12 protein-coding genes are annotated in these 18,903 nt (G+C 65.6%); 9 read left to right on the top strand and 3 right to left on the bottom strand.

Going from position 1 to position 18,903, the window contains the following annotated elements:
* The first annotated feature begins 77 nt into the window (after window positions 1–77).
* The 3 genes from ACPW96_RS18000 to ACPW96_RS17990 all read left to right on the top strand — a co-directional run bounded on the left by ACPW96_RS18000 (window position 78) and on the right by ACPW96_RS17990 (window position 2,713).
* Complete coding sequence (locus ACPW96_RS18000; protein WP_425884664.1) at window positions 78–650, top strand: DUF2306 domain-containing protein; 573 nt, start codon at window positions 78–80, stop codon at window positions 648–650.
* Between the two features lie 252 nt (window positions 651–902).
* Window positions 903–1,838, top strand: a complete 936-nt coding sequence (locus tag ACPW96_RS17995) for an ATP-binding cassette domain-containing protein (RefSeq protein ID WP_425884663.1) — start codon at window positions 903–905, stop codon at window positions 1,836–1,838.
* On the top strand, window positions 1,835–2,713 hold the full coding sequence (locus ACPW96_RS17990) for an ABC transporter permease (protein WP_425884662.1): 879 nt from the start codon (window positions 1,835–1,837) through the stop codon (window positions 2,711–2,713). Before ACPW96_RS17995 ends, ACPW96_RS17990 begins: the two co-directional genes overlap by 4 nt.
* 319 nt (window positions 2,714–3,032) lie before the next feature.
* Here the strand turns inward: ACPW96_RS17990 and ACPW96_RS17985 are convergent, their stop codons facing one another.
* Complete coding sequence (locus tag ACPW96_RS17985) at window positions 3,033–5,213, bottom strand: alpha-L-rhamnosidase C-terminal domain-containing protein (protein WP_425884660.1); 2,181 nt, start codon at window positions 5,211–5,213, stop codon at window positions 3,033–3,035.
* Between the two features lie 191 nt (window positions 5,214–5,404).
* Entirely contained in the window at window positions 5,405–8,479 is a 3,075-nt protein-coding gene (locus ACPW96_RS17980; RefSeq protein WP_425884658.1) for a glycoside hydrolase family 3 C-terminal domain-containing protein, read from the bottom strand.
* Between the two features lie 358 nt (window positions 8,480–8,837).
* On the opposite strand from ACPW96_RS17980, the gene ACPW96_RS17975 reads away from it, so the two are divergent.
* Entirely contained in the window at window positions 8,838–10,484 is a 1,647-nt protein-coding gene (locus tag ACPW96_RS17975) for a ricin-type beta-trefoil lectin domain protein (protein WP_425884657.1), read from the top strand.
* Between the two features lie 532 nt (window positions 10,485–11,016).
* On the top strand, window positions 11,017–11,748 hold the full coding sequence (locus ACPW96_RS17970) for a glycoside hydrolase family 16 protein (RefSeq protein WP_425884655.1): 732 nt from the start codon (window positions 11,017–11,019) through the stop codon (window positions 11,746–11,748).
* A 73-nt stretch (window positions 11,749–11,821) separates the two neighbouring features.
* Here ACPW96_RS17970 and ACPW96_RS17965 read toward each other — a convergent pair whose 3' ends face one another.
* Window positions 11,822–12,877 (bottom strand): LacI family DNA-binding transcriptional regulator, encoded by a 1,056-nt coding sequence (locus ACPW96_RS17965; protein WP_425884653.1) that lies wholly within the window; start codon window positions 12,875–12,877, stop codon window positions 11,822–11,824.
* Window positions 12,878–13,068: 191 nt separating this feature from the next.
* Between ACPW96_RS17965 and ACPW96_RS17960 the strand changes: the two genes are divergently transcribed.
* The 4 genes from ACPW96_RS17960 to ACPW96_RS17945 all read left to right on the top strand — a co-directional run bounded on the left by ACPW96_RS17960 (window position 13,069) and on the right by ACPW96_RS17945 (window position 18,841).
* Window positions 13,069–14,382, top strand: coding sequence for an ABC transporter substrate-binding protein (locus ACPW96_RS17960; protein ID WP_425884652.1), 1,314 nt, complete (start codon window positions 13,069–13,071; stop codon window positions 14,380–14,382).
* 73 nt (window positions 14,383–14,455) lie between these two features.
* The gene (locus ACPW96_RS17955) at window positions 14,456–15,340 is read left to right on the top strand and encodes a carbohydrate ABC transporter permease (protein ID WP_425884650.1); all 885 of its coding nucleotides are present in this window, start codon (window positions 14,456–14,458) and stop codon (window positions 15,338–15,340) included.
* A 2-nt stretch (window positions 15,341–15,342) separates the two neighbouring features.
* Complete coding sequence (locus ACPW96_RS17950; RefSeq protein ID WP_425884648.1) at window positions 15,343–16,218, top strand: carbohydrate ABC transporter permease; 876 nt, start codon at window positions 15,343–15,345, stop codon at window positions 16,216–16,218.
* Window positions 16,219–16,504: 286 nt separating this feature from the next.
* Complete coding sequence (locus tag ACPW96_RS17945; protein WP_425884646.1) at window positions 16,505–18,841, top strand: family 78 glycoside hydrolase catalytic domain; 2,337 nt, start codon at window positions 16,505–16,507, stop codon at window positions 18,839–18,841.
* Window positions 18,842–18,903 lie beyond the last annotated feature (62 nt).

The raw sequence follows: 18,903 nt of genomic DNA, 5'->3' as shown, positions 1-18,903 counted from the left end.
CGAGACCACCGCTGGTCCAGTGGCTCGCCCCGACGGGTCTTATCCTTCTCGCGCTCATTCCCATATTGGCCGGCGGGATGCGGCTCACTGAGCTCGCAGAAAATCCCCTCTCGACCCCCGCGAACTCGCGCTTCGTGGACTCGCCCGTTCCCGTCCTCATCCACATCGTGAGCGTCACCGTCTACAGCCTTTTGGGCACCTTCCAGTTCGTGCCGGCACTACGCCGCCGCGGAGCACGCTGGCACCGGATGGCCGGGGTCATCCTCATTCCCGCCGGTCTGCTCACCGCACTCTCCGGGATGTGGATGGCCGCCTTCTATCCCCATCCCGCCGGCGACGGACCTGCACTGCTGATCCTGCGCCTCGCCTTTGGGACGGCGATGATTACGGCCATCCTGCTCGCCATCCACGCGATCGGCCATCGCGACTTCGCCGCACACGGCGCCTGGATGACACGGGCCTACGCGATCGGGATCGGCGCCGGCACCCAGGCCATCGTGCTCATCCCCGGATCGATCATCTTCAGCTCAACGCACGAACTCTCACGCACCGTCCTGATGGGAGCCGCGTGGATCATCAACCTCACGGTCGCCGAACTCGTCATCCGTGGACGAGCACGCCGACGCACCTTCAACGCGCACGCGCAATGAAAGGTCCCCGAGAAAGTGACAATCACCCCTCTACCCCCGATGAATTCGGTTCGCCTCGACGGCGTTCTGGACTCGCTTCTGTCCCGCTGGCTCTGGCTGGTGCCGGCGTCAACCGGTGGGTCTGTCGAGTTCTGGCAAACGTCGCGTTCATGCGCGACGAATACCCGCCGTCCGATCGGACACCCATGATTCGGTGGCGCAGACAGAGAACATGTCGCCGTCTCCTAGATTGACGAGAGAGAAGGAGAGCTGATGGCCATCATGGTGAACGGTCTGATCAAGCGGTACCGGGGAGTGACCGCGGTCGATGACATCAGCTTCGATGTCGAAGACGGGCAGGTCTTCGCCTTCCTTGGCACCAACGGCGCGGGCAAGTCGACCACGATCGGGTGTCTCACGACGACGCTGGCACTCGATGCTGGCACGATCCGGGTCTCGGGGCATGATGTCGTCTCTGATGGCGAGAAGGTGCGCGAAGCGGTCGGCGTCGTGTTCCAGGACTCGCTGCTGGACCCGATGTTGACGGTCCGTGAGAACCTGGCGCTGCGCGCATCCTTCGCTCACCTGGATCGCACCAACGCCGGTCGACGAATCACCGAGTTGGCCGAGCTGATCGAACTCGACGACATACTCGGTCGGCGGTACGGGCTGCTCTCGGGCGGCCAGCGCCGCCGGGTCGATATCGCGCGCGCTCTGGTGCACGAACCCCGCATCCTCTTCCTCGACGAACCCACCGCCGGGCTTGACCCGGGCAGTCGAGCAGTCGTGTGGCGGACGATTCAGGAGCTGCGCCGGACATCGGGACTCACGGTCTTCCTCACGACCCACTACATGGAGGAAACGGAGGAGGCCGACCGGGTCTGCATCATCGATCGCGGGAAAATCATCGCTGACGGCACACCGGCTGAGCTTCGCGCGACGCACAGCCGCAGCGTGCTCACGGTGACCAGCGATAACCCGGCAGGCCTCCTTGGGATCGCCGCGAAGCACGGCGCCGTGCCAGAACAGGACGACGACGTCATCCTGCTGCCTGTTCCTGATGCGGCCACGGCGCGAGCGATACTCGCCGAGCACGGCGACAGCGTTCGAGACTTCGAGTTCCGCCACGGCCGCATGGACGACGTCTTCCTCGCCCTCACGGGCCGGTCGGGCGACGAGTCCGCGACCGGCACGGAGACCGCGGCGTGAGGGTCGTCGCCGCCATCGTGGCGCGGAATCTTCGACTCTTCTTCCGCGACCGGCTCAACGTGTTCTTCTCGCTTCTGGGCGCGATCATCCTGTTCGCCCTCTATACGCTCTTCCTCGGCAACCTGCAGACCGAGGGGCTCGAGGGCCGCTTCCCCGCCGCCGAGCCCCGGCAGGTGAAGGCCTTCGTCGACAGCTGGATGTTCGCCGGCATCGTCCTGATCACCACAATCACGACCGGCCTGGGCGCGCTCTCCGTGCTCGTCGACGACGCTCAGTCCGGACGCTTCCGCGACTTCCTGGTATCGCCGATCCGGCGCGGACAAATCGTGCTCGGCTATCTGATCGCGGCGGTGGCCGTCGCCCTGCTGATGTCGCTTTTCGTGCTGGTGCTGAGCGTGCTGTACCTCGGCGTGATCGATGGGATGTGGCTTGCTCCCGATGCCCTTGTGCGGGTCACCGGCATCGTGGTGCTCTGCTGCGCGGCCTTCACCGCGCTGTCGGCGCTCATCGTCTCGGGCGTGCGGACCGCCGGGGCATTCTCCGCGCTGGCGACGATCGTTGGTACAGTCCTCGGCTTCGTCGCCGGGGCCTACATCCCGGTCGGGTCGTTGCCCGACTCGGTCGGTAACGTGATCAACGCACTGCCTTTCGGCCAAGCCGGGATGCTGCTGCGACGCGACTTCACCGCCGAGAGCCTGACAGCGATGACCGGCGGGATCCCCGAGGTGGAGGAGGCTCTCCGCCCGGTGTACGGCATCGATTCCTTAGTGGGCGACTGGCTAGTGCCGGCGAGCGTAGCCGTCGCGATTCTGATCGTGCTCACGATCGTCTGTACGCCGCTGGCCGCGCTGCGCCTCCGGGCCCGCATCCGCTGACTCCGGTCAGGTATTGGTCGACGAACTTCTTATCGTTCGCCAGATAGGGGTGTCCCGGATGGGGATCTCCATCGGATGCACCACGCAAGCCAGGTCCGGCTCCCTGACAAAGGGTGTCCGGACGAGATCTCGTTGCGACGACCGTAAGCGGTACTACAAGGGCCCCAAGATGGCGTACGCAAACGAAGGTTTGTGAGAAGGCTGCGCGTTGTGTACAGTTTCGGCGGTCGGGAACTCACCGACATGCAGGCCGAGATCGACTCGGGGCATGGGGATGCCCCGGGGTCGCTGACCCCGGGGCATCCGTTCGGTCGGGGTTTCAGGCGCCGTACTGTGCGATCAGCCTCTCGATGATCGTCTTTGAGCGTGCGGGGACGGGGTTGCCCTGCAGGTAGTCGTCGATTCTGGCTCCGACGACGTCGCGGATCTTCTTGAGCGCGGCGTCGGAGAGAGTCAGCGCCGTGATGGCGTAGGTGTCGCCGTGAGGAGCGGGGACGCTCACCGTGCGCGCTTCCCATACGGGAATGAACGCAACGCCGCTCTTCGACTTCACCTTGACGAGGGACCTGGCCGGGATGGCCAGTTCGATGCTCCCCGTTGCGCCGTCGGGTGTCTCCACCTTCAGGTTGAGGGAGTTGCGCTTCTTCTCCCAGGCGACCTGGACGGGTCCGTACGCGGTGGGCACGTCGCCCTTCGCCCACTGGAGGTCGCCGGTCTGCGGTGCGACGACGAACTCACGGTAGCCCGGGCCGATCGGGCGCACGCCGAGCACGTACTCAGAGAGCTGCGAGGTCGGGGCGCTGGACCACCCGTGTGCGAGGCTGTTGTTGTCGATCGGGTTCGAGCCGTCGTCCACTACCGCGGTTCCTTCGGGCGACACTTTCTCCCAAAAGGACCCGGTGTAATCCGGTGTGCTGGGATCGACCTGCGGTCCCCAGTGGCGGCGGAGCAGCTCGAGGGCGTCTGCACTGTCTCTCTCGTTGAAGCGCGCAGCCGTGTCGAATCCGGTGCCAAAAGGCACGAGCACGTCCAGCTGGAAGCCTTCGGCGTTGTCTGAGAAGTGCTGGACACCGGCCGGTACCCACAGCTCGTCCTGGATGCGCTGAAGGATAATTTCGTGCTGGTCCTCGGGAGCTACTCCCCAGAGCACTGCCATGCTGTTCGCGTCCTGAGCAAATTGTCCCCGCCGGGTGTCGCTGAGGTCGTAGAGCCCGAGCTCGGGATTCCACAGGTGCTCGTTGATCGCGGCCTTGAGCGTTTCGGCCTCATTCTCGAGCGACGCGGCCTCGGCGGTGTTTCCGAGCTGGGTCTCCAGCCATGCGGCTTCGCGGAGCGTGTGGTAGTAGACCACGTTGTAGGCCGTGACCGCGCCGATCTTAGGCGGGTCGTACGCGTCCCAGTCGAGTGCACAGCAGATCGGCGGGGGAGGGGTGTCTCCCTGTCCCATGGCGGTGACCAGGAGGCCCCGCGCGTCGACCAATGTTCGGTCGAAGTCGAGCTGGCGGCGGACGACGTCCAGCGCTTCCTGAGCGAACGGCTCGTCGCCGGTGTATCGGTAGTAGTCGACCATCGTGTTGGCGGCGTGCATGGAGTACGTGGCGCTGTAGTAGAGCGCGAACGGAGGCTCGAGCCCTTCCCCGAGGCGTGTTGATCCGGCGATGATCCCGTTCTCGCGCTGCGTCAGCGCCAGGCGCTTCAGCGAGTCCCGCATGTACTGGTCGCCGTTCTCGCCGTACGTCACCCAGCCGACCGGGTTCTGGACGACCAGATCACCGGACCAGATCGCCCGGTCCCGCTTCGCGCCGTCGATGACCGCGGGGAACTGGTTGTTGTTCTGCGTTCCGGGCGGGACCATATTCAGCTGCTGCGTGTAGGCGCCGGAGTACCAGAGGCGATTGAGCGTGTCGTCGCTCGAGAGGAAGTTGCCCTCGAAATCATCCAGCGTCGCCAGGAACGGCTTGAACTCGATGCCGACCCCGCTCAGCGTGATGGATCCGGGCGTGGTCAGCGCCACCCGCTCATACCGCTCACCACCCTGCTGATACTCAGTTCGGAGCACCCCCGGACCGGTGGGGGAGAACTCGTTCCAGCGGAACGGCTCCGCGGCGGGCGGTGCTGCACCGCAGCAGGGTCCCTCACCGCCGTTGTCTCCGTCCTCGTCGATGAACCGCAGCGACTCGCTGAACGAGGCGCGGAGCGTCGGGGTGCCCGATACCGCCGTGACGTCGAAGTACGGGATACCGCCGACGTTGACGCCGTAATCCAGGACGACCACGGGCGGTGCGCCCCCCTCGGTCATCGTCAAGGTGACGCCATCGCCTCCGTCTGTGAGCGAGTCCGCTTTCGTCACATCCCCGGACACCGACACCACCGCGACCGGGCGGACATCTGCGTCATCGGGGCCGAGGACGTAGTCCTCCCACTGCGTCCCAGAACCTGGCGCCGACCAAGCCGCTGTCGGTGCGATCAGCACCGAAGCTGCCAGTGCCCCTACCGCCACCACCGCGACTCGTCCGCAGACGCGTCGTTTCCGGCCGGGTGAGTGAACTTCTTCTGAATTGACCTGCCACAGCTTCCGCATGTTGTTGTACTCCAATGAATCGGTCTGGACGAACGGATGGGGTGCGCACCCCTGACAGGGTGTTCAGGGGTGCGCACCCCGGGAGGTCCTTCGTATTGCGCAGGCGAGGCCTACCGCAGTGCGCCGATCTCGCTGACGTTCCCGGCGTTGTCGGTGGCCCGGAACTGGAGCGCGGTCCGGGACCCGCTTGCCGAGATCACCGGTCCTTCGTAGCTGCGCCATGCGGTGGTGGTGGTGCGGTCGCCGATCCGGACCCGGTAGCGGTACTCGAGGCTGGCCACGCCGGAGGTCTCATCCGTGGCGGTCAGTGTGGCGAACACCCGCAGCCGGCTCCGTTCGGCGTTCACCGTGGGCGCGGTCTGGTCGATGCTGACCTCGGTGGTGACCGGCTCGGAGACGTTGCCGGCGGCATCCGTCGCTCGTGCCGTGACCGTGTAGACGCCGTCCGCATCGAGGACGAGCGGGCCGTCCTGCGCAGCGAACTCGCCGCCGTTGACGCTCACCTTCACGACCGGCGCGGGGTCGGTCTCGTCGGTGGCGGTGAAGGTCAGCGACACCGGGTCGGTGTACCAGCCGTTCGCGCCATTCGGGGCGGCCGGGTCGGCCGTCACCGTCAGGGTCGGCACCGTGACGTCGGGCTCGGCCACCGTGATGGTGCCGGTGGCACGGATGTCGGCCGAGGAGCTTCCCACCTGCAGCGGGACCGAACCGGTGGGCGTTACCCACGAGTCGGTCTCCACATCCCAGTACTGCAGTGACCGCCGGTCGATCGGGATGGCGACCTCGGCGCTTTCCCCCGCCCCCAGGGTCACCCGGGCGAACCCGGCCAGAGCGCGATCCACCGTCTCGACGTCTGTCGGAAGGTTTCCGACGTACGCCTGGACGACCTCGGTGCCCGCGGTGTCCCCGGTGTTGGTGACGGTGACCGTCGCCGTCGTGGCGACCGTGTCCTCGGCATCCGGGTCGACCACGCCGGCCGTTGCGGTGTCGGCGTACTCGAACGACGTGTACGACAGGCCGTGGCCGAAGGGGAAGAGCGGGGTTGCACCCTGCTCGATGTACCCCTTGTAGCCGACGTAGATGCCTTCGTCGTACTCGGTGGTCGGGTCGGCTTCGCTGATCTGGGTGAACGGGTGCTGGTGTGCACCTCCGACGGCGTCGACCTGGGCGTCGTCGACCGGGAACGTCACCGGCAGCTTGCCGGATGGGTTCACGTCGCCGAAGAGCAGCCCGGCGATAGACCGGCCCTGCGCCTGCCCGGGGTACCAGGCCTCGAGCACGGCCGAGACGTCGTCGATCCAGGGCATGGCGACCGGCCCGCTGGTGGCGAGCACCACGATCGTGTTGTCGTTGACCGCGGAGACCGCTTCGATCAGCGCGTCCTGGTCCTGCGGCAGCACGATCGACCCGCGGTCGGCGGCTTCGCCGGTGTAGTCCCGGGCGACGATCACCGCGGTGTCCGCCGTCTCAGCCGCAGCGACCGCTTCGGCGATGGTCGGGTTGACCACTCCGGCCGGGGGTACCCAGCCGAAGCGCATCATGGCGCCCGGCTGGTCGTTGAGGCCGCCGTTGAACTGGTTCGGAGCGTTGGTCTGGTAGCTGATCTCGACGAAGTACTCCTGCCCTTCGACAAGGTCGAGGCTGACGGAGCGGGTCCCGAACGTGGTTCCCGGGTCGTCGATGAGCGTCTCGCCATCGATCAGCAGTTTGCCCGCACCCAGGTGGCTGAGCGACAGCTCGTAGGCGCCGGTGGCGGGCGCGGTCAGGGTGCCGCTCCACACGGCCGAGATCGGCTGAACCGCGAACGGAACACCGGGGCTGGGAACCTGCGACGTGTTGATCGCGTCGTTGGAGATGCCGGTGCGGTAGTTCACCTGCGGGTCCGTGCGGATCAGTTTCGGCTCTCCTTGGAACCCGAACCCGAACCAGTAGAACCCGGACAGCCCGTCCGCGTCCTCACCGCTGGAGGGACGAAGCACCGACGATGGCACAGGAACCGGACCGGGAAGCGTGTCGCCGAGCGAGACGGGGTCGGTGCCGGGCGAGTAGGTCACGTCGGACGCCGCGCGGTCGGTGATCCCGTCGAGGATCGTGGTGAGGTTGGTGGGTCGGGTGACCGCGCCGCTTCCTCCGCCATCGATGTACCAGTCCGCGTCGGAGCCGATCACGGCAATCGACCCGGTGTCATCCGCAAGCGGGAGCGTGCCGTCGTTGCTCAGCAGCACGGCCGAGGCATCCGCCACGGAGCGGGCGACCGCGTCGTGTTCGGCGATCGTCTGGGCGTCGAGCGGCGTGGATTCCGGCTGAGGGTTCTCGAACGATCCGGGAGGGGGGTTGTCGATGATGCCGAGCGCGAAGAAGGTCCGCAGCACGCGGCGGGCGGCATCCGTGACACGCTCTTCCGACACTTCGCCCCTCTGCACCGCAGCGACGAGGTTCTCGCCGGCGAAGTCGATGCCGGGTCCGGAAACATCCAGGCCCGCCTCGTAGTCGGCGAAGGAGTGCGTGGCGTTGAAGTCCGAGGACACGTAGCCGTCGAAGCCGAGCTGGCCCTTCAAGATGTCATTCTGCAGTTCGTCGTTGCCGCAGGCGTACTCGCCGTTGACCCGGTTGAACGCGCACATCACCGCGCCGGGATCCGCATCCCGGACCAAGGTCTCCCAAGGCCGGGTGTACACCTCCTGCAGCGTGCGCTCATCGACCACCGCGTCCACGTGCCCGCGCCGCGTCTCCTGGTTGTTCAGGTTGTAATGCTTGGCGATGACGGAGATGTCCTCGCTCTGAGTGCCGATCGTCTGAGCCGCCGCGAACTCGCCGCTCACCAGCGGGTCCTCCCCGAACGCCTCCCACATCCTCCCGTTCAGCGGCGTGGTCAGCAGGTCCATCGTCGGTCCCGCGAGCCCGTTGAAGCCGAACGCCCGCGCCTCCGCACCGGCGACCGCCCCGTAGGCCTGCGCCGCTTGCAGGTCGAAGGTGGACGCGAGCGCGATGCCCACCGGCAGCGCCGTCGACTCGGTGTCCGTCGCCGCGACCCCGCAGCATCCGTCCTTCCCGCGAATCGCGGGAACGTCGTACTGCGGCAGTCCCGGCCCCCCGGACTGGATCAGGAGCGTGGCCTTCTCCTCGAGAGTGAGGACCTCCACGAGCAGCTGAGCGCGCTCGTCCGGGGATAGCGAAGTGTCCATCCACGGATCATCTGGGGCGGCAAAGGCCGGTGTCACCGGCCCCGCCGCGATCACGGCGGCCAGAACGGCCGCTCCCACCAATCCGAAGCGTGTGCGCGCGTTTATCATCGGGTATCCCTAGGTCGGGGGTACCGATGAAGCCCGGTTGGTCGACGTCGACACCCAGAGGGTTTGCTCAAGTCGGCGAGATCGAGAGCTGAGGCCACTGACAATACGCACGCGGACGACGCCCCCACAACCCCCTCGGCACACCTTTTTGAAACGCATCAAACGTTTCGCCCACATCAGGGTAATCTTCCCAGTCACCGCGTACTGATCTCAGGTCGTGGCCTCCCGTCCACTGACCATCGGATGCGCCTTGCCACGATACGTTCGTCTCCTTTCCGCCGCGCTGTCCGTACTTCTGGCGAGCACGGCCGCCGTTGCCCTGTTTCCCTCAGCCGCCCTCGCGGCGGTGCCGACCACTACCCAAGGTCCCGCGCTCGGACTGCTTGACCCGGTGACCTACCAGCCGGCCGCGTTCCCGGACGGCACAGTCGGTTCAGCCTGTGAGGTCGCGGCCTGGTCCCGGAACTGTCACGACCTCCTCGTGGACGAGTCCGCACGCACGCTCACCTATGTGTACGCCACCGAGTGGAAGACGTTTGTCGGCTCGACTTACAGCATCAATCTGACTACTGGCGCGGGGGCGAGCGGGGGCAGGGTGTCGCAGCTCCCGCAACGCCGGTGCGCCGAACTCGCGATTCACAATGACTACGAGAGCGATGGGACAGACGGCGACTACGTCTACCGCGTGTCGGACGGCGTGCGCGTGTCCGCCGATGCCGCCTTCCCCTCCACCCTGTGGCACCTGAGCCCGGACTGCCGATTCGTCTACGACTCCGCCGGCCGCTTGTTCACGGCGACGGGCGAGCCGCGTGGAACGTTCGCGTCGGCCGCGGTCAACCGCGTGCGGACCAGCGACACCGGCCGCGTCGTCGCGTACGAGACCGCGACAGGCCTGTTCGTCATCAACCTGGACCTGGGACGCACTCTCCGCGTCGATGTCGTGGACAACCTCAACGGCGGCACGGCGCCTGCCGGAGCGATCGGCGGGTTCTCGCTTGGCCAGACCGGGCGGACGATCGCGTTCTCCTCGGATGCGATCCTCGCGGGCGCGCCGGGCACGGCCACCGCCGCCCGGCAGGTGTACACCCGCGATATCGACTGGCGTCCGCAGGCGATCACCGGTGTCGGCGGCAAATGCGTCGACGTCGACAACGGCAGCAGCGCCAACGGCACCAAGGTCCAGCTGTGGGACTGCGCATCGTTCAACGCGGCGCAACAGACGTTCGTCCCGCGATCCGACGGCACCCTGCGCACGCTCGGCAAGTGCCTGGACGTGTCGGACTTCGGCACGTCGAACGGCAGCCGCGTGCACCTGTGGGACTGCTCCGGCGGCGCTAACCAGAAGTGGAAGGTCAACACGGATGGCTCGATCGTGAACCCGGTCTCGGGCCGCTGTCTCGATGCTGACGGCACCGCCAACGGCACGCGTCTGCAGCTGTGGGACTGTGCCGGCAGTGCCAACCAGCAATGGAGCACCCCACCGGTGACGGGTGTGGTGACCGGGCTGGCAGGCAAGTGCCTGACGTCGGAGATCGACGTTGCGGGTGCTCAGCCGGCCAACGGCGACCCCGTCACTGTATGGGGCTGTGTCGGCGACGACCCGCAAACATGGACCCACTACAACGACGGCACACTGCGCTCCTTCGGCAAGTGCTTGGACGTGTCGAACTTCGGAACGTCCAACGGCAGCCTCGTGCACCTGTGGGACTGCGCCTCCGACTCGCTGAACAACGGCAACCAGGAGTGGATCGCCAAGTCCGACGGGTCGCTTGTAAACGTGACGTCTGGTCGTTGCCTGGACCTTATTGGGCCGAGCAGCGACAACGGTACGCGGCTGCACTTGTGGGACTGCCACGGCGGCGTCAGCCAGAAGTGGAACCTTCCCGACGTCGCCTGAATCGCTGGCTGACAAGGCCGGAACGAGCACCGCAGTCCCGGCCTTAATTGCGGATCTCTCAAGGGAACTCATCATGGACGCACTGGATGGCCGCAGGCCGGCAACGCCGCACGCTGTAGCCCGGCTCGGTGCGAGCACCGCCGACGAATTGGTCGGCACCGCCCCCGTGAAGGCTTGGCCCGGACGGTGGTGGCCCACGGCTAGGATCGCCGCAGCGGCCCGATCCGTCATCACGCGTTCGACGGTTGCTCCGACACGGACTTCTGGCGTTCGAGGCTGCAGGAGCGAGGATTGCGTGGTCGGAGGGGAGTGATGGATGGCTGAGTTCGATGAGCCAGGTCCACGGGGACGGGGGTTGCGTGTGTCTCGCCGGACCGTGCTGGGCGTGGGAGGGCTGGTCATCGCTTCCGCCTTTGCTTCGGCCTGCAGCCCAACACCGGAACGGACGGGGCGCACGTCGACAACGTCGCCAGATCCAACCACGTCGCCAGATCCAACCACGGCTCCAGGTGCGGCTGGGTCTGAGTGGAAGGTGGTCTGGGAGGAGACTTTCTCCGGATCGACGCTGGACCCTCAGGTGTGGACGTTGGCGGACTACGGCGGCAATCGGGACTTGAACGAACAGCATTACAACGATCCCGCGATGGTGGCGCTGGAAGAGGGCAACCTTGTTTTGCATGCGCGTGCGCAGGAGCGAGATGGCTACCCGTACGTGGCCGGCAGCATCTCGTCCAAGGACAAGCTCACCGTCGGGCCCTATGGCCGCTTAACGACGAGGCAGCTGTTGGGACCGGGACACGGTCTCGGATTTGGCGTATGTCTATACGGCGCTGACATTGACGCTGTGGGCTGGCCGGGTTGCGGAGAAATCGACGCAACCGAGATCGCTCTAGCGCGACCAAGCTCCCCTTTCGCCTCGATCCACGGACCCGGCTACTCCGGCGGTTCGCCCATCTCTGTCACAGGGGACATCCCGTCCCTCGTGAATCGCTGGGCGGAGCATGTCTTGGAGTGGGAGCCTGGCCGTATCACGTGGGCGATCGACGGACAGATCTACCATGTCGCGGAGGCGTCAGACCCGCGAGCCGCTGCCGGCTGGCCCTTTCATCAGCCCTTCTTCATCACGATCGTTCTGACCGTCGGGTCTCACCTGTCGGGGCCGGTAGACGCGGCCACGTGGCCGCGCGACGAAGACGGCAATGAGATCGACCCCTACGCGGTCGTTGATTTCCTGAGGTTTGAGCAACGCGCGAGCGAGTCGTAAAAATCCCCGGCACAACTGGTTGAGAGGGGCCTAGCTGACACTTCCCGACGGGCGAGCTTGGACGAATGCCGGGTCAAACCTGGTCTCGCTGCCAGATGTCCCCGAGCGATGACCGTCGAGAGATCAGGTGTGGCTCGAGGGTGACTGTTTCGCGAGGAGACTCCGGGTTAGCGATCCGATCGAGCAGGAGATCCGCCGCCGCGCTTCCCATCTCCTCTCCCGGCTGGCTTACCGTCGTGATCGGGATCGCACTTTCGGAGGCGAAGTGGTTGTTGTCGTATCCGGTGATGGCTACGTCGTCGGGTACCCGAAACCCGTCGGTTTGAGACAGCGTCTCGATGAGCCCGATCGCGAGCAGGTCGGCGGCGGCGATGATTCCGTCGTAGCGACCGGGTCCCATGGCGAGGATCTGCTGGGCGAGCTGGCGTCCGTGGCGGATGTTGAGGCCTCGCGTTTCCAGGACGTCCAGCGAGGCGTGTGGAGCTTCGCGAACCGCGGCTGAGGCGCCGTCGTATCGCTCCTTCACTGCGCCGAGAAAGAGAGGTCCGCCCGCGAACAGAAGCCGGCGACGACCCAGGTCTAGCAGATGTCGTGCGGCGAGAGCGCCGCCGTGGCGTTCGTTCACGACGACGCCGGCATAGGCATGGCTGGGAGATTCGAAGTTTACGAGCACGGTCGGTGTGCGTTGCAGAGGGAGATGCTCTGAGCGGATAAGGGGGGTGTCGAGGGGTGCGAGGATGATGCCTGCGACTCGTGCCTGCTCGAAGAGCTGCAGATTGCGGATCTCTCTGTCCGGATCGATGTCGCTGTTTACGATCATCACGTTCAGCCCCTGACGGCGCATCACCTTTTCGGCGCCGCGGGCGATGTCGACGAAGAATGAGTTGCCGAGGTCGGCGACGACAAGACCGACCGCCGTGCTGGTGCCGGCGGCAAGGAAGCGTGCAGCATCGTTGCGCACGAAACCCAACTCGGCGATCGAGGCCAGCACTCGACGGCGGGTCCGTTCGGTGACCTTCTGAGGACTGTTCAAGGTGTTCGAGACAGTACCGAGGGCCACGCCCGCGTGTGCCGCGACGTCCGCCATGCTCGGCTGGGTGTGGCCGTGAGTTCTTCGTTCGGTGGCCATGATCATCCTTCTCCGGTCGACGCGCCGGCATGGCGGCTACTGCTTTCAGACTGTATCCCCTTGCCAGCCGCTGACGCCGGGTCCATGAAGCGTTTCACGAAATGGTAACGGCGAGTTGACGCCGATCCTCGGACGTGCGAGCATTCCGGGTGAAGCGCTTCAACCCGAGGCGTCGCTTTCAAGGAGGAATTGTGACCACAGCCACCAAGCGTTTTCGGCGCCTGATTCCCGCTGTCGCCGTGCTCAGCGCCGGCGCGTTCGTTTTGGCCGGCTGCACCGGCGGTTCGGACACCTCGGGAGGGGGCGGGACGGGCGAATTCACCTATTTCGGTCAGACGGAGAACACCACCATCGTGGGCACGCTCGAATCGCTCGCCGAGGGCGTCTGCAGCGATGCGAACGCTGCCGCGCCGCTGAAGGCGGACGCGATTCCGGGATCCACCTGGGATCAGCAGCTGCAGCTCCTTGCCGGCCAGGGGGCACTGTCGAACATGAGCATGGCCGCCGGGACGCCGACCTTGATGAAGGAGTTCATCGCCAACGACCAGGTCGTCAACTTGTCCGAAGAACTGGAGAAGTTGGGTGTCGCGGACAAGATCCTTCCGGCGGCAGAATCTACGCTGAAGGCCCTCTATGACTCGGAGGATCTGTGGGCGCTGCCGACTGAGCTGAACATCGAGGGCTTCTGGTACAACAAGGAGATCCTCGCGGCGAACGGCGTCGAGGCTCCTGCGACCTGGGATGACCTGGTAGCTGCGGCGGAGACGCTGCAGGCGGCCGGGGTGCAGCCGTTCATCGCCGCCGGTCAGGATGGCTGGCCGGTGACACGCCTGGTGGGCAACTACATCCTCCGTGATCTGGGCCCTGACGCGCTGCAGAAGGTCGCAGACGGGGACGCGAGCCTGACCGACCCTGAGTATGTGGCCGGCGCCGACGCGGTGGCAGAGTTGGGCGCGGCGGGGTACTTCGGTGCCGCCCCCGGTTCGATTGATTACACGACGGCGATGAACCAGTTCCTCACGGGTGGGGGCGCGTTCTTTTACATGGGCAGCTGGGCGCTGGGCAACTTCACCAACCCCGAAGAGAACCAGATCGGGGTAGAGAACATCGGATTCGCTCCGTTCCCGGCCGTGGAAGGCGGCGCGGGCAGCATCGATGAGGTTCCGGCGAACGCCGGTATCCCGGTGATGTTCACGACGCAGGACTACACCGATGAGACGGCCGAGTGGCTCAAGTGCGTCGTTGAGGGCTATGGCGACACCGCCCTGGCGGAGTCGGGTGTGATCACCGGGTTCACGATCGATGAGGCCCCGGCCGACCAGCCCGAGCTGACCACGCTCGTTCAGGACACCATCTCCGCAGCGTCTGGAAGCGTTCTCTGGTTCGAGGCGACGTTCAGCCCTGAGGGCACGACCGTCAGTCAGACGAACGGCGGCGGACTCGCTTCCGGCACGTTGAGCGGCGAAGAGTTCATGCAGCTCGTCACGGCCGCCAACGAGGGCTGACCGTCCCCACACCCGCGCCGGAGGGATCATGGAAGCCATGGTTCCTCCGGCGTCTCTATGACGAGGAAGAACGATGCAAAAACTTCTCGGTGATCGCCGAGCCGTCCTGATCCTGCTCGGACCGGCGCTGCTTCTGTACACCGCCATCATGCTGGTGCCGATCTTCTGGTCCGCCGGCTACACCCTCCTCGACGGAAACGCGATCCGCGGCTTCGAGTTCGTCGGCTTTGACAACTACGTCAAGTTCTTCCAGGATCCGACCGCATGGGAGACGGTGGGGTTCACGATTCGGTACGCGCTGATCATGACGCTCCTGCAGGTGGCCTTCGGATACCTGCTCGCGCTGCTGTACATCTTCTATCTGCGCCGCTCATCGGCACTGATCCGCACGATCGTGTTCTTCCCCGTCGTGCTCCCCACCGTGGCGGTGGCCCTGCTGTTCAGCAAGCTCTTCGAAGCCGCCCCGACGCTCGGCCCGGTGAACGTCATCCTGGAGGCGATCGGGCTGAACGCGGTGGACTGGTTCGGCCAGCCGGCCGCGTCGTTCGGGGTCATCATCCTGATGGATTTGTGGCGTTCGATGGGTTTCTACGCGGTGCTGCTGTATGCGGGGCTCGTCGAGATCCCCGAAGACATCATTGAGTCGGCTCGGCTGGATGGCGCCGGAGGGTTCCGGTTGGTGCGTTCCATCGTCATCCCGCTGTCACTGCCCGTGCTGCTCTCCTCCATCATCTTCAGCATCAACGGCACGTTGAAAGTGTTCGACACGGTCGTGGCCCTGACCAATGGCGGCCCCGGGACGGCGACCACGCCGCTCACGCTGTACATGTTCCGCACATCGTTCAACTACGGCGAGTTCGGTTACGGCTCCACCGTCGCCATGATGCTCACCCTCCTGTGCCTGCTGGTGACTCTCGTCATCTTCCGGTCCACGCGCCGCGACCCGACGAAAGGCTGATCATGTCTGCGCTCACCACGACTGTCGGCACCGCCCGAAAGCTGCCTCTCTCCCGCCGCCTGCGCCGGTTGCCGCTGCTGATCGGCGTCGCCATTCTGCTCATCATCATGATCTACCCGGTGCTGTGGATGTTCCTCGGTTCGTTCAAAACGCAACCCGAGTTCCTGAACGAGCCGTTCTGGGCGCTTCCCCAGCAGTGGAACCTGGACAACTATGTCTCGGCGTTCGTCGAAGGCGGGCTCGGTACCTATATCCGCAACAGCATCGTCGCCGTCTTCCCGTCCCTGGCCCTCATCATTTTCCTGGGGGTGGCGGCGGGGTTCGCGCTCGAGGTGATGGTCTGGAAGGGCCGCGGGACGGTGCTGATCGCATTCCTGATCGGCATCATGGTCCCGGTCCAGATGATCCTCCTGCCGCTGTTCACGATCTACTTCAACCTGCGACTGACCGGCACGCTGTGGCCGCTGATCATCACTTACACAGCGATCGGACTGCCGCTGACGGTATTCATGATGGCCACCTACATGCGGGCAATCCCGCGCGAGATCTTCGAGGCTGCCGCAATCGATGGGACGAGCATCTACCGGATGTTCTGGTCGATCGCGCTCCCGCTGATGCGGAACGCCATTTTCACCGTCGGCTTGGTGCAGTTCTTCTTCATCTGGAACGACCTGCTGATCGCACTGACCTTCACCAACCGGGCCGATCTGCGCACCATCCAGGTCGGGCTCCTCAACTTCACGGGAGAGTACGGCGCGGTCGACTACGGTCCTACCTTCGCTGCGATCTCCGTGAGCGTTCTCGGGACACTCCTGATCTATCTGTTCCTCAATCAGCGGGTCATGAAGGGCCTCACGGCCGGATCAGTGAAGGGCTGACATGATCCCGGCTGACACCCCCATTTGGCTTGAGAACCGCCGCGGAGCGTCCGCACTTGGCATCGACGAGCGACGCCCACGGATCTCATGGATACCGCCGGGTGACACCCCTGAATCGGAACTCGAGTTCAGGTGGCACGACGGCAGGACCGAGCGTGCGCACGCCTCCGATACGCGGCTGGTGCACTGGCCGTTCGGCGACCTCTCAGCCCGGGCGGGTGGCTCGCTGCGGGTGCGTGCTTTGCCGGGGGGGAACTGGAGCGCCCCGCTGTTGGTCGAGGCCGGCATGAGCGGTGACTGGGAAGTCGACTTCGTCTCTCCCTCGATGCGTGCCACGCACGACTCGCCTCGCCCGGCGTACCTGCTTCGGGCTCATTTCGTGCTGGAGGAGTTAGGCCTCTGCATGCCCGATATTGCGCGCGCCCGGGTCTACGCGACGGCGCATGGACTTTACGAACTGGATTTGAACGGCGAGCCGATCGGGGATGATCGCCTCGCACCGGGCTGGACCAGCTACCGTCATCGACTCCGCTATCAGACGTATGACGTGACCACGCAGCTGCAGGAGGGCGGCAACGTCATCGGCGCCTGGCTCGGCGACGGGTGGTATCGCGGGCACATTGGCTTCGACGGCGGGGTGTGGGACAACTATGGTACTGACGTCAGTCTGCTCCTGCAGTTGGAGATCACGACGACGGACGGGCGCAACCTCGTGGTGCCCCTTTCCGGCAAGTGGGAATGGCAGCTGTCTCCGATCCTGGCTGCCGGGCTGTATGAGGGGGAGGCGTACGACGCGACCCTGTACGACGACCAGTGGTGCCGGTCGAGGAACGCACAGGGATGGACGCCAGCCGTGACCATCCCGCTGGATTCCTTCAACGCACGGATCGAGGCGCCAACCGCGCCTCCGGTTCGCGAGATCGAGACCATCGCGCCGGTCACGATCGAGGAGATCCCGGGGGGGCGGATTCGGCTCGATTTCGGGCAGAACATCTCCGGCAGACTGCGCATCCGGCCGCAGGGGAGCGTGGGGGATGTGATCCGTCTGCACCACGCCGAGGTAATCGAGGAGGGGCACCTCGGGACGCGTCCGCTGCGAGCGGCGACCTCCATTGACACGTACCGGTGTGCGGGCGTTCCCGGAGAGGAGTGGTCACCCCGTTTCACTATTCACGGGTTCCGTTACGCCGAACTGGAGGGATGGCCCGGCGGCCCGCAGACGGTTGATGTGGAAGCGGTTGTTCTTCACACAGACATGCCGCGTACCGGGTGGTTCGAGTCTTCTCACGACGGCTTGAATCAACTGCACTCCAACGTGGTGTGGAGCATGCGCGACAACTTCGTCGACCTGCCCACCGACTGCCCCCAGCGCGATGAGCGCATGGGCTGGACGGGCGACATCCAGGTGTTCGCCTCGACCGCTCTTTACCTGTACGGCGCGCACGGCACACTCACCGGATGGCTCCGAGACCTTGCCGCCGAGCAGTGGGACGACGGTCACGTGCCGAATTTCGTTCCCTGGGTGGAGTGCGGCTTCCCGAACTTCCCAACCGCCGCCTGGGGCGACGCGGCCGTCATCGTGCCATGGGAGATGTATCTGCACGACGGTGACACCAGGGTGCTCACCGAGCAGTACGACAGCATGCGCGGATGGGTGGACCTAGTCGACCGGCTCACCGGTCACAGCGGCTTGTGGAACAGCGGATTCCAACTCGGCGACTGGCTGGACCCAGCCGCGCCCCCTGAAAGCCCGGGCGATTCCCAGACGGACAGGTACCTGGTCGCTACCGCCTACCACGTCAAGACTGCACGCATCCTGGCCCGCACCGCCCGCCTGCTGAACAAGGTAACGGACGCGAACCGGTACCAGCACATCGCCGACCGTGCCGCTGCAGCCTTCCGCGCGGAGTTCATCACCCCTACCGGCCGCGTCGTCAGTGATACCGCCGCATCACTGGCGATAGCTCTGGTTTTCGACCTGTTCGATGATGCGGATACCGCCGCCCGGGCCGGGCGCAGACTGCTCGAACTCGTCGAACACAGCGGATACCGGATCACCACCGGATTCGTCGGCACCCCAATCATCTGCGACGCCCTCGTCCTTGCCGGCGATCCGGATGCCGCCTACCGGCTGCTGCTGCAGGACCGACTCCCATCCTGGCTATATCCGGTCAGCATGGGAGCGACCACGATCTGGGAACGCTGGGACAGCATGCTTCCCGACGGCAGCATCAACCCCGGCGACATGACCTCCTTCAATCACTACGCGCTCGGAGCGGTCGCCGACTTCCTGCACCGCAGTGTCGCCGGCCTTGCCTCCGCCGCGCCGGGCTGGAAGAAGATTCGCTTCCAGCCCCATCCCGGCGGAGGACTCACCTACACGCACGCCCGACACGAAAGCCCACAGGGAACAACGTCCATCTCCTGGCAGCGCGAGGGCACCGCGTTCACGCTGCAACTGGACGTGCCGCCCGGCGCGGAAGGAATCGTGATCCTTCCGGGCGCGGACGAGCAGATCCGTGTGGCACCCGGGCACCACACGTTCCACAGCACATTCCGGGACCCCGCGGACGACCCTCTGCAGCCACCGGCCACGCAACGAAGGCAGCGCGAAAACGCATGAACCAGTTCACACCACCCGAAGAAGACACCCTCCCGCACCCGACCCACACAAGGGACTCGATC

It is taken from the genome of Micromonospora sp. DT81.3, assembly GCF_049847225.1.
Lineage (GTDB): Bacteria > Actinomycetota > Actinomycetes > Actinomycetales > Microbacteriaceae > Microbacterium.
This window is presented reverse-complemented; position numbering and strand designations above follow the sequence as displayed.